The following is a 13,781-nucleotide window of genomic DNA, read 5'->3' as shown; positions in this document are numbered from 1 at the left end:
CCACACCGGGGGGGGTCGGCGGGCGGGGGAGGAGGGGAAAAGAGAACAGCCGCCCCCCGGCCCCGGCGCCGGTGCGGGTACCGCCGGGAGACCCCCCGCCAGACCCCCGACTGGTGGAACGGCCCCGCCCCGTCCTTCGGCGATCCGAACGCCCGGCTGCTGGTCGCGGGTCTCGCGCCCGGCCGCACCGGCGCCAATCGCACGGGGCGGCCCTTCACCGGCGATCACGCCGGCTGGCTGCTGTACGACACCCTGAAAAAGGCGGGCTTTGCTCAGGGCCACTATGATCCGAACGGCGACGACGACCTGACCCTGGTGGACTGCATGATCACCAACGCGGTCCGCTGCGCCCCGCCCGGCAACAAGCCGCTGCCGATCGAAGAGACGACCTGCCGCCCCTTCCTGATCGACCGCCTGGCCTTGCTGCCGAATCTGAAGGTCATCGTGACCCTGGGCGACGTCTCTCGCCGCAACATCCTCAAGGCGTTCGGCCGGCCGGCCTCGGCCATGCCGGCCGGCCACGGCGCAGAGGGCGAGGCCGGCGGATACGTCATCCTGAACTCGTATCACTGCTCCCGATTGAACACGAACACCGGCCGGCTGACCCCGGCCATGTTCGAGGCGGTGTTTGATCGGGCGCGCGAGATCATCGCCCGCTAACCCTCTACTGTTGCGTGCGTGTCGCACGACTCTGCCATGCTGAAATAAGGCGGAACAGAGGCGAGCGTTCGGCGTTCGTCTCCCAGCGGGAGGCTGGACGATGCGACGCACTGACGGATTATTCACGCGACGCGAGCGCAGGATCGCGATCCTGGCCGCGGTCCTCGTGATTGTGATCACGGCCCTGGCCCTGATCACAGGCGGCCTTTTCCATCCGTCCACGGGGACCGGAGGCGCGGGCGGCTATGGTTTCGCCGATCTGCCGGGCGTCACGGACGCCCGGCCGCTGGGGTAGTGTTCGGACCTCAGCCCTTGTCGCGCATCAGACGGGCCTTGTCGCGCTGCCAGTCCCGTTCGGCCGAGGCCTCGCGCTTGTCGTGCAGCTTCTTGCCCTTGGCCAGGGCGATCTCCAGCTTCGCCTTGCCCGCGTCGTTCAGATACAGCTTCAGCGGAATGATCGTCTGACCGTCGCGCTGCACCGCCCCGATCAACCGGTCGATCTGCTTCCTGTGCAGCAGCAGTTTGCGTGGTCGGCGCGGCTCGTGATTGAAGCGGTTGGCCTGCTTGTACGGCGGGATGTCGGCGTTGATCAGGACGATCTCGCGCCCCTCCACCGCCGCATAGCTTTCGGCGATATTGGCCCGTCCGTCCCGCAGCGCCTTGATCTCGGTGCCGAGCAGTTGAATGCCCGCCTCGATATTGTCCTCAAGGAAATAGTCGAACCGCGCGCGGCGGTTCTCGGCGATGACCTTGGACTTCGACTGCGGCTGCGGCGCCATCAGACGACGCCCGCATCCGCCATGGCGCGGTCGATCAGCGGCTTGACCCCTTCCGACGTCGGCGACAACGGCAGCCGCGCCTCCTCGCTGCACAGGCCCAACCGGGCCAGGGCGTATTTGGTCGGAGCCGGAGAATTGTCGAGGAACAGCGCCTTGCACAGGCCGATCAGTCGATTCTGCCAGTCGCGGGCAGTGGCGTAGTCGCCGGCCGCCGCCGCATTGTGCAGGGCGACCATGGCCTCGGGCGCGACATTGGACGCCACCGAGATCAGTCCGACCCCGCCACAGGCGTGATAACCCAGATAGCTGGAATCATCGCCCGAGATCAGGTCGAATTGGCCGTCGATATTGGCGCGCATCCAGCTGACCCGGCTCATGTCGCCGGTGGCGTCCTTGACGCCGACGATGTTCGGATGGGCCGCCAGCCGCGCTACCGTCTCGTTGGCCAGATCGACTCCCGTACGCGACGGGACGTTGTAGAGCAGGATCGGCAGTTGAACGGCGTCGGCGATAGCCTCGAAATGCGCCGCCATGCCCGCCTGCGAGGGGCGGATGTAATAGGGGGTGACGATCAACGCCCCATCCGCACCCACCGCCTTGGCGTGCCGGGTCAGGTCGATGGCTTCCTTGGTGTAGGGCGATCCGGTTCCAGCGATGACGCTGACGCGTCCCGCCACCAGCCGTACGCACAGGTCGATCACATGCTTGTGCTCGTCCAGGTCCATGCTGGCGCCCTCGCCCGTCGTGCCGACGGGCACCAGGCCGTCGACGCCTGCGGCGATCTGTCTTTCGATGAGCGTGGCGAATGCGGCTTCGTCCACGTTTCCGTCATGAAGTGGTGTGATCAGGGCGGTGATCACGCCCTTGAACAAGGGGGCGGTCATGGGACTAGCTAGCCTGCGTGGGGAGGGGCGATGGACGGATGTCCAGAACCTCTGTCTTGAGAGCGCGGGACGTTAGGTCGCCAGCGGCCTCGCCGCAACCGGGATGAATGAGAACAGGAAATATCATGATCGCGACCAGTCTGGCTGCGGCCCTCGCCGTCATCGCCCCGACCCCGCAGGACGCCCTTCCCGGCCAACCTGTTCCCTATTCCGCCGTTTCACAATCCGTGCCGGGTTACAGCCCCACCTATCAGGGCCGCGTGCTCGATGACCAGGACACGGCCCTGTTCCGTCAGGGCCTGGCGGCGGCGCGGGCGCGCGACATCCCCGGCGCCCAGGCTGCGATCTCGCAGATGCGCGACCCCACGGCGCGCAAGCTGATCGAGTGGGCCCTGATCGACACCTCGGGCGAACAACTCTCCTACGCCGAACTCGCCCAGGCCCAGACGGCCTTGAAGGGCTGGCCGCGCGCCGAATCACGTCGCGCCGCCGCAGAATCGGTTCTGGACCGCGTCGGCGCCACGCCGGACGCCGTCATGGCCCTCTTCTCCGACCACCCGCCCGAAACCGTCCAAGGCGCCATCGCCAACGCCTCGGCGCTCGAACAGCGCGGGCGTCACCGCGAGGCCCGCGCCCTGATTCGCGACTGGTGGCGGACCCGATCCTTCGACGCCGAGCCGCAATCGCGCATCCTCGCGCGCTGGGGCGGCGAACTGACCCCGGCCGATCACGAGGCGCGGCTGAACATGCTGTTGCTCGGTCCGCACGGCCCGGCGACGCGCGCCATGCTCGATCTTGTCTCGCCGGAACGGGCGGCCGTCGCCAATGCGGTCATGAGCCTGCGCACCGCCTACAGCCCGGACGCCGTGGTGGCCGCCCTGACGCCCGCCCAGGCCGCCGATCCGGCGGTGACGCTGGAACGGGTGCGAATCCTGCGCTCTCAGAACCGCCAGTCGGAAGCCTTCCCGCTGCTCGCCAATCTGCCGCCCGCCCCGGCTCATACCGCAGGCGACAACACCCTGTGGACCGAGCGCCGCAACTATTACCTCGACGCCTTGCAACAGGGGAATTGGCGCGCCGCCTATGACGCCATGAACGGCCACGGCTTCACCTCCGGCGACCGGATGGTGGACGCGGAGTTCTTCGCCGGCTGGGTCGCCCTGACCAAGCTGAACCAGCCCGAGGTCGCCGCCCGCCATTTCGAGGCCCTGCGCACCGCCTCCTCCACCCCGATCACCCAGGGTAGGGCGTACTACTGGCTGGGCCGGGCCGCCGAGGCGCGGGGCGAGCGCGACGCCGCACTCGGCTATTACCGCAACGGCGCCCAGCATTGGCAGACCTTCTACGGCCAACTGGCGGCCGAGAAAGCCGGGATGACCACCCTGACCCTGCCCGGCGAACCGGCCCCGACCCAGGCCGACATCGCCCGGTTCGAATCCAACGAGCTCGTCCGCGCCACGCGAATCCTGGGCGAGACCGGCGAGACCAGCCTGCTGCGGGTCTTCGCCTATCAGCTCGACAACGACCTGCCGACCATCGAGGATCTGGCCCTGCTGATGGACCTGACCCGCAGCTATGGCGAAGGCTTCACCGCCATGATGGTCGGTCGCGCCGCCAGCCAGCGCGGCTTCGTCCTGCCCGAACGCATGTACCCCGTGCGCGTCCCGCCCCAGGTCGCCGGCGCCGCGCCGCTGGAATTCACCCAGGCCATCACCCGCCAGGAATCCAGCTTCGACCCGCGCGCCCGCTCCGGCGCCGATGCGCGCGGCATGATGCAGTTCCTGCCCGCCACGGGTTCGGGCGTCGCCCGTCGCCTGGGCATGGGCTTCTCGGCCGAGCAGCTGTGGGATCCGGACTACAACATGACCCTGGGCAGCTATCACCTGGGCGAGCTGATGGCGGCCAACAACGGCTCCATGCTGCTGGCGACGGTCGGCTACAACGCCGGCCCGGCCCGGCCGAACCAGTGGATCGCCCGCTGTGGCGACCCGCGCGGCGATTCCAATGCGGCCATCGACTTCATCGAATGCGCGCCCTTCACCGAGACGCGCAACTATATGATGCGGGTGATGGAGAATATGGCGGTCTACAAGGCCCGGCTGAACGGGGGATCGGCCCCGCTGACGACCTCGGCCGACATCGCCCGCGGCGCGGCCGCCGGTCCCCGTCCCTACGCCGCCTACTGAACTCGGCGGGCCGCCAGCAGCGGCCCGTCCGGCCCCTCGATCCAGGTCCCGTCCAGGCCGAAGACCTGGCGCAGCACCGGCTGCGCCAGGGCGTCCAGAGGCGCGGCGTCGGCGACGATGCGTCCGCCGTCCAGCACGACCACCCGGTCCGCAAAGGCGGCGGCCAGGGTCAGGTCATGCAGGCTGACCAGCACCCCGGCGGCGGCTCTAGATCGCGCCCGCAGTTGTTCCAGCACCAGCCGCTGAGCGTCCGGGTCCAGACCCGCCGTCGGCTCGTCGGCCAGCAGAAGCGGCGCATCGACCACCAGAGCCCGCGCCAGCAGAACCCGCGCCCGCTCGCCGCCCGACATTTCGGCCACGCCTCGATCCGCCAGATGGCCCGCCCCGACGGCCAGCAGCGCTTCCTTGGCCCGATCCAGAGCCGCCTCTCCCGCCAGGAAGGGCGCGCCCAGGGCGGCCACCTCCACCGCAGGCAGATTCCAGGCGATCCGCCGCTCCTGCGGCAGATAGGACAGGCGTTCGGCTCTCTGACGCGGCGATAGACGACCGATGTCGTCGTCGCCCAGTCGCACCTCGCCGCTTTCTGCCGCCAGCAGTCCCGCCGCCGCCCGGATCACGCTGCTCTTGCCCGCCCCGTTCGGGCCGCACAGGGCCACGACCTCGCCGGCCGAGACGGTCAGGCTGACCCCATCCAGCACCCGCTCACGCCCGATCCTGGCCCGGACGGCGTTCAACGACAACAGGCTCACAGCCGCCACTCCCGCGCCGCCCGCCAGGCGATCAGGGCGAACAGGGGCGCGCCGATCAGGGCGGTGAACACCCCCAGCTTCAGTTCCTGATCCGTCGGCGTCAGCCGCGCCAGAAGATCGGCCGCCACCAGCATCAGCCCCCCCGCCAGGGCCGAGGGCGCCAGGATCCGCCCCGGATCGCCCCGCACCGCAGCCCGCACCAGATGGGGCGCCGCCAGACCGACGAAGCCGATCACGCCCGCCACGGCCACCGCCGCCCCCGTCGCCACCGCCGCCGCGACCAGAGCCAAGGCGCGAACCCGCCCCATGGACAGACCCGACGCGGCCGCCGCCTCGTCGCCCAGGGTCAGCATCCGCAGCCCTCCCGCCGACAGGCCGGCGAAGACCGCCGCGACGACCACCGCGGGCGTGACCCAGGCTACATCGACCCAGCTGCGGTTCTGCACCGACCCCAGCAGCCAGGACATGACCTCGGCCTGGGCGATGGGCGACGGCGACAGGTTGAAGATCAGCGCGGTGGCCGCCCCGGCGAAACTGGACAGGGCCACCCCGAACAGGATCAGAGCCTCCGGCGCCCGCATCAGGCCCGAGGCGACGATCAGCAGACCGCCCGCCGCCGCCGCCCCCAACAGGGCGGACATCTCGACCACGCCCGCCACCCCGGCGCCGCCCAGGACAATGGCCAGGGCCGCCCCCAGGGCCGCTGTCGCCGACACGCCCAGAACGCCGGGATCCGCCAGCGGATTGCGCAACAATCCCTGCATCACAGCCCCGGCCAGACCGAGTGCGGCGCCGACCGCCAGGGCGCAGATCGCGCGCGGCGCGCGCACCTGCCACAGGACGACCCATGGACCGGACGACGGATCGCTGAAGGCCGCCGCATACTGGGCGGCGTCAAAGGGCGTCTCGCCGATCAGCACGGCGGCCGCCAGGGCCGCGAGGATGACCAGTCCCAGGATCAGGCAAAGCCTCAACATCCGGCTCATGGCCGCCCTCTCGCCATCATCTCGACCCCGTCGGCCGCGAACCAGGCCGGACAGGTCAGCACCGCCGCCGGCAGTTTCGCCGCCGTCCGTCCCTGGGCCGCGCTCCGCACCACCGGATGCCGGCCCGGTCCGCGCCAGTCGGCCCGCAACTGATCGAAAAAGCCCAGCACGAACCGGATCGGCGGCTCCATCGCGATCCGCTCGACGCTGATGGCGCCGAACCCCGGCGCGGCCGTCAGATTGCGAAACCCGGCAGCCCGGATCATCGCATCCATCAGGGTGCCGGGTCCGGAGGTGAACCCGCCCGAGGTCAGATAGACCGCGCCCGGCCGGGGGCGGTCCGGCGCCGCCGCCCGGTCAAGTTTGGCCTGCATGGCCCGTTCCAGCCGTGCGCCGCGTTCCACCTGGCCCAATTCCCGGGCCGCCGTGCGGATATTGGCCCGGACCCCGTCCATATCGGTCGCGTCCGCGATGGTGACCACCGTGACGCCCTGGGTTTGCAGAAAGTTCAGCAGCCTGGGCTCCCCGCCCCAGTAGCGCACGACCACATCCGGCCTGAATCCCACAGCCGCCTCCAGCGTCGGCCGCAGACGCCTGTGGCCCGCCGCTTCGCGCCTTAACCAGGCGTCGGGATCGTCGGCGCGCGGCGACAGGGCCAGATCGGCGTCCGGGGCCAGGGCCAGCACATACTGGTCGGCGCACTGGTCCAGGGCCATGACCCGCAAAGGACGCGCCTGCGCGCCCTGGGCGACGGCGACGGCCATGGCCGCGACCGCCGCCGCCAGCCCCCAAGCACGGTTCACGATTTCAGCAGGCCGGAAAAGACGGCGTCTAGGGTGGTCTTCACCAACACCTCGCGCTCCGCCCAAGGGAAATAGGGTTTGGTGATCATCAGGGAGACGACGCCATGGGCCGAGGCCCAGATCGATTGGGCGATCGTGCGTGGATCCCCTTCCATCCGTCCTGCGGCCACGGTTTCACCGACCAGGGTCTCGAAGGCCGCAAAGACCCCCGCCCCCAGTTCCTGCGACAGGCTCTGGGCGCCGTCCCGGGCCTCGACGGGGCGGGTCAGATAGATCAGGCGATAGGCGTTCGGATTGGCGAATCCGAAATCGACGTAGACCTCGATCATGCGCCGAAGGCGAACCTCGGGCGGCCCGTCGAGGGCGGACAGGGATTCAGCCGCCGTGATCAGCTCACCGAACGCGTGGCGGCAGATTTCCTGCAGGATCGCGCCCTTGTCGGAGAAATGCATATAGAGGGCGGTCGAAGACAGGCCGACCTCGTCGGCGATCTTGCGGATCGTCGCCCCTTCATAGCCGTACTCGACGAAGATGCGTTCGGCCGCAGCGAGGATCTCGCCACGCCGTGAATGGCCCTCGCCCTTGGGTTTGCGACTGGAACGCGAGGATGGCGAAACGACGGGCAACGGCGACTCCGGATCTGGCCCGCCCTGAATAGCGACAATCTGTCATCGACGCCAATCGCCGCCTCGAAGAACACGGTTGCGCGAAATGCGTATTTCTAGTTGTGTTGCGCCGGGCGCGGGGGCGAACGGACATGACGACGAGGGATGCGGCGCAAACCGGCGCGGCGCGGCGAATGCCGACCTTGGGGCAGGCGATCATGGTCGCGAGCCTGGCGACGGCGCTTGTGGCCGCAGGAATCGTCTGGCCCCGCTCGACGCTTTCGGCGTCGTTCATCGGGATTCAGATGGGCTTCGTCGCCTCGGCCCTGTGGCGCGCGGCCCTGGTCATCGCCAGTCTTCGTCCTACCCCGTCGTCGCCCAAACCCTCCCGGTGGCCGCGTTACACAATTCTGGCCGCCCTTCATGACGAGGCGGCCGTCGTGCCCCAGCTTATCCAGCGCCTGTCGAAAATCGACTATCCGCGGCGTCAGCTCGAAGGTTTTCTCGTGCTGGAAGCCCATGATCAGGCCACCATAAATGCGGCCAAGGCCGCGCGCCGGCCGGGCTGGCTTCGGATCCTCGTGGTCCCGCCGGGCGCTCCGCAGACCAAACCCCGCGCGCTGAACCACGCCCTGGCTTTCGCGACAGGCGAGCTCCTGACCATCTATGACGCCGAGGACGAACCGGATCCCGGCCAATTGCGCGAGGCGGCCTCGCGTTTCGCCGGCCAGCCGCAATTGGGTTGCCTTCAGGCCCCCCTGCGGATTCGCCGGCGCAACGCCGAACTCTCGACCTTCCTCGACCGTCAGTTCGCCTTCGAATACGCCGCCCTGTTCGAGGTCAATCTTCCCGGCATGGCGAAGCTGAACCTGCCTTTTCCTCTGGGGGGCACCAGCAATCACCTGCGAACCGCCGCCCTTCGTCGGGTCGGGGGCTGGGACGCCTACAACGTCACGGAAGACGCCGATCTGGGCTTCAGGCTCTGGTCCGCGGGATGGCGGCTGGGGGTGCTCGAAAGCCCGACCTGGGAAGCCCCGCCGGGGGCGCTGGAACGCTGGCTGCCGCAACGCACCCGTTGGCTGAAAGGCTATATGCAGACCTGGGGCGTCCACACGCGTGCGCCTCGGGCCCTGGGCCGGCGCGGCCAGCTGTCGCTGGTCATGACGCTGGGCGCGGCCATCGTCTCGGCCGCTTCCCACGCGCCCACCCTGGCCTGGCTCATTGTGGCCCTGATGGTCGCCCTGAACATCGGCATGGCTCCAGTCGTGCCTTTAGCCTCCTTCGCCGTCCTGGCCGTGGGCGTCATCGCCGCCTGGATGGGCTGTGCGGCGGGCGCAAAACGGGCCGGGCAGGACTATAGGCTGACCGACATGTTGGCCGCGCCCGCCTATTGGTCCCTGCTCAGCCTGGCCTTCATCCATGCCCTTTGGCGGCTGATCGTCGCCCCCTATGCATGGGACAAGACGGCCCACGACGCCGAGATCGACGCCGAATGCACGTCCGTGATGACGGTGGACGCTGGACGCGAGGCCGCCTGACCGCCTATCAGCCGCACAATGGCGCCCCTGCTCTCCCCCACCCCCGAAACCCTCGTGACCCGCGGCTGGTCCGACTACGCCCTGTTGGACAGTGGCGACGGCAAGAAGCTGGAGCGCTACGGCCGCTACACCGTGGTCCGCCCCGAGCCCCAGTGTTTCTGGTCCCCGCGCGATCCGACCGCCTTTGACAAGGCCACGGCCACCTTCGATCCCCAGCAGGAGGAGGAAGACTCCGGCCGCTGGAAGTTCGACCAGCACGGCCCCGTCGACGCCTTCCCCCTGAAATGGCGCGACGTGAAATTCACCGGCCGCTTCACCCCTTTCCGCCATCTGGCCTTCTTCCCCGAGCAGGCCGCCAACTGGGAATGGCTGGACAACCGGGTGCGCGCCTTCTCGCGCGAAGCCGGCAGAGCCCCGAAGATCCTCAACCTGTTCGGCTACACCGGCGTCGCCAGCCTGGCGGCTGCGGCCGCCGGTGCGGAAGTTACCCACGTCGACGCCTCGAAGAAATCGGTCGCCTACGCCCGCGAAAACGCCGAACAGTCCGGCCTGTCCCAGCACCCGATCCGCTGGATCGTCGAAGACGCCCGCAAATATGTCGCCCGCGAGGTTCGTCGCGGCTCCAAGTACGACGGCGTCATCCTGGACCCGCCAAAATACGGGCGCGGCCCGACCGGCGAGGTCTGGCGCCTGTTCGAGGACATGCCGCTCCTGCTGAAGGACTGCGCCGCCCTGCTGGCAGACGACGCAGACTTCCTGTTGCTGAACGCCTATGCCGCCCGGGTCTCGGGCCTGTCCCTGGCCCATCTGATGGCCGAGGCGACGCATGATCGCGGCGGCCGCATCGACTGGGGCGAACTGGCCCTGTCCGAAGACGGCCCGGACGCCCGCGCCATCGGCCTGTCCTTCTTCGCGCGGTGGAGCCGATGAGCGCCCGAGACGAATATCGCGTCATCACCTCCCTGACGAACGACACGATCAAGAGCGTCCGCGCCTTGCATATGCGCAAGGAACGCGACCTCACCGGCGCCTTCCTGGCCGAGGGCTTGAAGTTTATCGGCGAGGCCCTGGACCTGGGCCGCGCGCCGCGCATGCTGCTGGTCGGCGAGGAGGCTCGCCCCCACCCCCTGCTGGACCGGGCCAAGGCCGAGACGCGCAAGGCCGGCGGCGACATCATCATCGTCACCCACGCCATTCTCGAAAAGATCAGCCGCCGCGACAATCCGCAGACCGTGCTGGGCGTGTTCGATCAGGCCTATGCCCCGCTGGACAGCCTGGATCCGGCCTCGGCGCCCTGCTGGGTGGCCCTGGAACAGGTGCGCGATCCCGGCAATCTGGGCACCATCATCCGCACCGCCGACGCGGCCGGCTGCGGCGGCGTCATCCTGATCGGCGACTGCGTCGATCCCTATTCGGTCGAGGCCGTTCGCGCGACCATGGGCTCGGTCTTCGCCGTCTCGATCACCAGGACCGACCCCGAGGCCTTCCTGGCCTGGCGCAAGACCTGGCCCGGCAGCGTCGTCGGCACCCGCCTGGACGCGACCGTCAGCCACCGCTCTGCGGTGATGCAAAAGCCGTCGCTGATCCTGATGGGCAATGAACAGGCGGGCCTGACCGACCAACTGGCCGCCGCCTGCGACGTCAACGTCAAGATCCCAATGCGCGGCCGGGCCGACAGCCTGAACCTGGCCATCGCCACGGGCATCATGGTCTACGCCGCCACGGACGAGGCTTAAAGCTCGGTCTCCGGGCTGACCCGTCCCATGCCCCACAGGGCCAGGATGGTCACCACCGCCGACAGGGCCAGATAACCGCCGACCGCCGCCAGCCCATAGTTCTGCGCCAGCCAGGTCGCCAGATAGGGCGCCAGCGACGCCCCGACGATGCCCGCCAGATTAAAGGCCATGGACGCCCCCGTATAGCGGACCGTCGTCGGGAAGGGCCGCGCCATGGCCGCGCCGATGGGGCCATAGGTGCAGCCCATCAGCCCGAACCCCAGGGCGAAGAAGATCAGCAGTCCGGTCAGACCGGCGCCGAACAGGGGCGCGAACAGGGCGCCGAACAGGCCGATCCCGACTGACGAGGCGATCAGCACCTTCACCTGCCCGTACCTGTCCGCCAGCAGGGCCGTCACCGGAATGAAGGCGGCGAAGAACAGCACCCCGATCAACTGGATCGGCAGGATGTCCGCCCGCTCGTACCCCATGCCCGTCGTGGCCCAGCCCAGGGCGAAGACGGTCATCAGATAGAACAGCGAGAAGGTCGTCACCCCGCTGAACGTCCCCAGAAACAGCGCCATCTTGTGATGAGCGAACAGGGTGACGGCCGGCGCCTTGACCCGCTCGTTGCGATCCACCGCCTTCTGGAACTCGGGCGTCTCGGTGATCTTCAACCGCACCCACAGACCGACGAACACCAGGATGGCGCTGGCCAGGAAGGGGATGCGCCACCCCCAGGCCTCGAACTGGGTCTCGCTCATGGTCGAGGTCAGGACGATGAAGGAGGCGGTCGACAGGATGAATCCGATCGGCGCGCCCAACTGCGGGAACATGCCGAACCAGGCCTTCTTGCCCGGAGGGGCGTTCTCGGTCGCCAGCAGCACGGCCCCGCCCCATTCGCCGCCCAGACCCAGCACCTGCCCGAACCGGCACAGGGCCAGCAACAGGGGCGCGATGATCCCGACCGAGGCATGGGTCGGCAACAGACCGATGGCCACGGTCGACACGCCCATGGTCATCAGGGCCGCCACCAGCGTCGCCTTGCGCCCGACCCGGTCCCCGAAATGCCCGAAGGCCAGGGCGCCGACCGGCCGCGCGAAGAAGGCGATGGAGAAGGTGGCGAAGGACGACAGCATGGCCGTCGTCGGATCGGCGCCGGGGAAGAACAGCTTCGGAAACACCAGCACCGCCGCCGTCGCGTAGATGTAGAAGTCAAAGAATTCGATCGTGGTGCCGATCAGGCTGGCGAAAAGAACCCGCCCCTTCCGGGCGGTCGGCGAAACAATCTTTGCGTCAGACACGGTGAAATCCTGCTTGGGAGCAAAGCCAATGCTTTGCCCGTCCCGCGCGGTCAAGTCCGGCGCTCAGGTCCCGCGCGGCTTGACCCGGTTGGTGGGCTGGGCCTCGGCCGGGTTCTCGGGCCAGGGATGGCGCGGATAACGGCCCCGCATGTCCGACCGCACCGCCGCCCAGGACCCGGCCCAGAACCCCGGCAGATCCTTCGTCACCTGAACGGGTCGCCGCGCCGGGGACAGCAGCGACAGGGTCAGGGGGACCCGTCCGCCGCCGACGGTCGGATGGGTGACGACGCCGAACAGTTCCTGCACCCGGATCTCCACGCGCGGCCCGCCTTCGGCGCCATAGTCGATCCCCGCCGACCCCAGGGGCGTGTCCAGCCGACTGGGCGCCAGCTCATCCAGCTTGCGCTGCAGATCCCAGGGAACCAGCCCCCGCAACGCCTCGGCCAGCCGCCCGTCGCTGATCGTCTCCAGCGACTTCGCCCCCTCCAACACCGGCCACAGCCAGTCCGCCCGCGCCTCCAGCAGAGCGGCGTCCGAAACATCCGGCCAGCCAGCATCCAACCCGTGCAGAAATGCCAGCCGCGCCCGCAACCCCGTCGCCTGTTCGCCCCAACGCAGGGCGCCTAGGCCCTCGGCCTCGATCTCGGCGCGCAGGGCCGCCGTCATGGTCTTGGCGTCCGGCGCCCCGATCACCTTTTCGTCCAGCACCAGGGCGCCGATGCGGCGCGCGCGTCGGATCACCATCCGGCCCGACGGCTCCTTGACCAGCCGATCCTCGATCTCGATCAACCGCCCCAGGTCCGCCTCGATCCGCGTCCCGTCCAGCGCCGCCGCCAGCCGCACCCGGTCGCGCGCCTCGCCTCCGCCCAGCTCCGCCACCGCCAGCCAGGATTCTCGCGCCAGATGATCGGTCGCGTCCAGCACCGCCCCGCGCCCGCTGGCCAGCAACAGTTCGCCCGTCTTGCCGCGCGCCTTGGCGATGCGTTCGGGAAAGGCCTCGGCCAGCAACAGGCCCGGTTCGACCGTCTCGCCCTTGCCGCCGCCCGCCGCCTTCGCCCAGCGGTCGGCCAGTTTCAGCGCATCCCGCGCGCGCGGCGACCGATCCCGTTCCAGCCCGACCAGACGATCCGCCAGATCCACCCCCGACCCGCCCAGGCCCGGTTCGCTCAGCACCGCCGCGATCCGCGCGCCGGTCATGGCGTCCCCGGCGTCCGAGGCCACGGCGACCATATGGGCCAGCCGCGGCGACAGCGGGATGCGCGTCAGACGTCGTCCATGATCCGACAGGCCGCCTTCGGCGTCCAGCGCCCCCAGACGGCTCAACACCTTGCGCGCCTCCGCCATGGCCCCGGCCGGGGGCGGGTCCAGCAGGGCCAGCCCCTCGACCGACCGCGCGCCCCAGCGCGCCAGGTCCAGCGCCAGACCGGTCAGGTCCGCCTCCTGGATCTCCGGCCGTTGATGCGGACCCAGCCCCCGCGTCTGTTCCTCGTCCCACAGGCGATAGCAGACGCCCGGTTCGGTCCGTCCCGCTCGCCCCCGCCGCTGTTCGGCCGAGGACCGGCTGACCCGCAC

The 13,781-nt window shown here is 69.4% G+C and carries 14 protein-coding genes; 6 read left to right on the top strand and 8 right to left on the bottom strand.

Features of this window, described 5'->3' with window-relative positions:
- Nucleotides 1-660, top strand: a 660-nt coding sequence (locus tag ER13_RS11925; RefSeq protein WP_231492541.1) for a uracil-DNA glycosylase, incomplete at its 5' end; no start/stop codon positions are given.
- Nucleotides 661-760: 100 nt separating this feature from the next.
- Nucleotides 761-955, top strand: a complete 195-nt coding sequence (locus ER13_RS18680; RefSeq protein WP_035309522.1) for a hypothetical protein — start codon at nucleotides 761-763, stop codon at nucleotides 953-955.
- Nucleotides 956-965: 10 nt separating this feature from the next.
- Here the strand turns inward: ER13_RS18680 and smpB are convergent, their stop codons facing one another.
- Both smpB and dapA read right to left on the bottom strand, forming a co-directional pair.
- Nucleotides 966-1,439, bottom strand: coding sequence for an SsrA-binding protein SmpB (gene smpB / locus ER13_RS11915; RefSeq protein ID WP_008259266.1), 474 nt, complete (start codon nucleotides 1,437-1,439; stop codon nucleotides 966-968).
- Nucleotides 1,439-2,323: a 4-hydroxy-tetrahydrodipicolinate synthase gene (gene dapA / locus ER13_RS11910; protein WP_008260157.1), complete on the bottom strand. Its 885-nt coding sequence runs from the start codon at nucleotides 2,321-2,323 to the stop codon at nucleotides 1,439-1,441. The genes smpB and dapA overlap by 1 nt, the downstream gene beginning before the upstream one ends.
- A 125-nt stretch (nucleotides 2,324-2,448) precedes the next feature.
- Here dapA and ER13_RS11905 point away from each other — a divergent pair, with 125 nt between their 5' ends.
- On the top strand, nucleotides 2,449-4,509 hold the full coding sequence (locus ER13_RS11905; RefSeq protein ID WP_197019782.1) for a lytic transglycosylase domain-containing protein: 2,061 nt from the start codon (nucleotides 2,449-2,451) through the stop codon (nucleotides 4,507-4,509).
- Here the strand turns inward: ER13_RS11905 and ER13_RS11900 are convergent.
- Genes ER13_RS11900 through ER13_RS11885 form a run of 4 tightly spaced genes read right to left on the bottom strand, consistent with a single transcriptional unit; the run spans nucleotide 4,503 to nucleotide 7,673 of the window.
- Nucleotides 4,503-5,258 carry an ABC transporter ATP-binding protein gene (locus ER13_RS11900; protein ID WP_035309518.1) on the bottom strand — a complete coding sequence of 252 codons (756 nt, stop codon included), beginning with the start codon at nucleotides 5,256-5,258 and terminating at the stop codon, nucleotides 4,503-4,505. The genes ER13_RS11905 and ER13_RS11900 overlap by 7 nt on opposite strands.
- Nucleotides 5,255-6,244: an iron ABC transporter permease gene (locus ER13_RS11895; RefSeq protein WP_081836221.1), complete on the bottom strand. Its 990-nt coding sequence runs from the start codon at nucleotides 6,242-6,244 to the stop codon at nucleotides 5,255-5,257. Before ER13_RS11895 ends, ER13_RS11900 begins: the two co-directional genes overlap by 4 nt.
- On the bottom strand, nucleotides 6,241-7,008 hold the full coding sequence (locus tag ER13_RS11890) for an ABC transporter substrate-binding protein (RefSeq protein WP_052005067.1): 768 nt from the start codon (nucleotides 7,006-7,008) through the stop codon (nucleotides 6,241-6,243). Before ER13_RS11890 ends, ER13_RS11895 begins: the two co-directional genes overlap by 4 nt.
- A gap of 35 nt (nucleotides 7,009-7,043) precedes the next feature.
- A complete protein-coding gene (locus ER13_RS11885; protein WP_035309512.1) occupies nucleotides 7,044-7,673 on the bottom strand; it encodes a TetR/AcrR family transcriptional regulator in 630 nt (209 codons plus the stop codon).
- Nucleotides 7,674-7,804: 131 nt separating this feature from the next.
- On the opposite strand from ER13_RS11885, the gene ER13_RS11880 reads away from it, so the two are divergent.
- From ER13_RS11880 to ER13_RS11870, 3 genes are read left to right on the top strand one after another with little or no spacing between them, the layout of a single operon-like run.
- Nucleotides 7,805-9,190: a glycosyltransferase family 2 protein gene (locus ER13_RS11880; RefSeq protein WP_035309511.1), complete on the top strand. Its 1,386-nt coding sequence runs from the start codon at nucleotides 7,805-7,807 to the stop codon at nucleotides 9,188-9,190.
- A gap of 18 nt (nucleotides 9,191-9,208) precedes the next feature.
- Nucleotides 9,209-10,120 carry a class I SAM-dependent methyltransferase gene (locus ER13_RS11875; RefSeq protein ID WP_035309509.1) on the top strand — a complete coding sequence of 304 codons (912 nt, stop codon included), beginning with the start codon at nucleotides 9,209-9,211 and terminating at the stop codon, nucleotides 10,118-10,120.
- Nucleotides 10,117-10,926: an RNA methyltransferase gene (locus ER13_RS11870; protein WP_035309507.1), complete on the top strand. Its 810-nt coding sequence runs from the start codon at nucleotides 10,117-10,119 to the stop codon at nucleotides 10,924-10,926. The genes ER13_RS11875 and ER13_RS11870 overlap by 4 nt, the downstream gene beginning before the upstream one ends.
- On the opposite strand, the gene ER13_RS11865 is transcribed toward ER13_RS11870, so the two are convergent.
- Complete coding sequence (locus tag ER13_RS11865) at nucleotides 10,923-12,209, bottom strand: MFS transporter (RefSeq protein WP_035309505.1); 1,287 nt, start codon at nucleotides 12,207-12,209, stop codon at nucleotides 10,923-10,925. The genes ER13_RS11870 and ER13_RS11865 overlap by 4 nt on opposite strands.
- Before the next feature lie 63 nt (nucleotides 12,210-12,272).
- A partial coding sequence (locus tag ER13_RS11860) for an ATP-dependent helicase C-terminal domain-containing protein (RefSeq protein WP_035309503.1) occupies nucleotides 12,273-13,781 on the bottom strand: 1,509 nt, incomplete at its 5' end.

Source organism: Brevundimonas sp. EAKA (assembly GCF_000698025.1).
Lineage (GTDB): Bacteria > Pseudomonadota > Alphaproteobacteria > Caulobacterales > Caulobacteraceae > Brevundimonas > Brevundimonas mediterranea_A.
This window is presented reverse-complemented; position numbering and strand designations above follow the sequence as displayed.